Below are 1,155 nucleotides of genomic sequence, written 5' to 3' on the forward strand. Positions count from 1 at the left end.
CAGGTTCGTTGCCACCGGATTGTTTTCACCCTGACCGATCGTGGTGATGCGGTTAAAGCTCACACCATTTGCCTGAAGGATGTCGGCCACCGCATTGGCGCGGCGCTCCGAGAGGCCCAGATTGTAGCCCGCATCGCCATCACTGTCGGTGTGCCCGATAATCTGAACGTTTGAATTGGGATAATTGACGAGGTTCTGGCCGACTTTGACCAGATCGGCCCGCAACGCCGGGCGGACGGTCGCGCTGTCGGTATCAAAAGTGATGTCATTCGGCACCGTGACAATCAGGCGGTCGCCCGCATTCACGATAGTAATCCCGTCATTGGCCAGTTGCTGCCGCAGTTCGGCCGCCTGCCGGTCCAGCTGGTTGCCGATGAGCCCGCCGCCTGCCGCGCCAATGGCGCCCCCTGCCAGTGCGCCCAGAAGCGGGTCAGAATCGTTGGCGACCGCGCCAACCCCCGCCCCGATCAGACCACCCAGCAGTGCGCCCTGTTTGGCGTTCTGGTTGGGATCGTTCTGAACGCTCAGCGTGCCGGGGTCCGTACAGGCCGCCAGCGTCACGACCGAACACAGTCCAGCCGCCAGAATAAACTTTGAAATCGTCATGATGTTACCTTCTGCTCTAGGACCTGTTGTGCAGGTATGCCTCTTGTGGCCTAGTATATCACGGCTCGCATAGGTGGGCTCAAGCAACAAAACGGTGAAATCGGCAAATACCTGCCATTCAGGCGGCACCTGCAGACTGGGGCGTCCCGTTTTGCTCTTGCCAAAGGTCCCGCAGTGCCTCGCCCTGGCCGCGAAAGTCTTCGTCGGTTGGTTCGCTGGCCCAGATTCTGTCCGTGCGGAAGTGGCGGAAGCCGTTGCGCAATTCACACCACCCGGCCAGCATCGTGCATTCGATATGGTATGTCAGTGCGACCGGCCGCACGATCCGTTCGGTGCGCTGATCATTCGAATCTACATAGGTGATCCGGATCTTCTGCTCTGCGCGGATTGCCTGCCTGAAATGTGCAACCGGGACGCATCCTTTCGCCGGATCGTCCGGCGGCGAACCCCAAGGCGCGACCTGCAACCAATCGGCTGGGCAATGGAGCGCGTCAATTTTTTGGCAAATGCGTTTCGCAGCGCGCTGCAGGTGACTGTCCCCGGTCCGCA

Annotated in this window: 2 protein-coding genes; both read right to left on the bottom strand. The window is 60.3% G+C overall.

Annotation, left to right across the window (positions count from 1 at the left end; genetic code table 11):
• Window positions 1-606 (bottom strand): YiaD family glycine zipper/OmpA-like lipoprotein (locus tag ACR0NY_RS19090; RefSeq protein ID WP_480771302.1); only part of this gene is annotated, 606 nt, incomplete at its 3' end.
• A 118-nt stretch (window positions 607-724) separates the two neighbouring features.
• Window positions 725-1,072: a helix-turn-helix transcriptional regulator gene (locus tag ACR0NY_RS19095; protein WP_480771303.1), complete on the bottom strand. Its 348-nt coding sequence runs from the start codon at window positions 1,070-1,072 to the stop codon at window positions 725-727.
• Between the last annotated feature and the right edge of the window lie 83 nt (window positions 1,073-1,155).

The organism is Ruegeria sp. BJ5 (genome assembly GCF_056537865.1).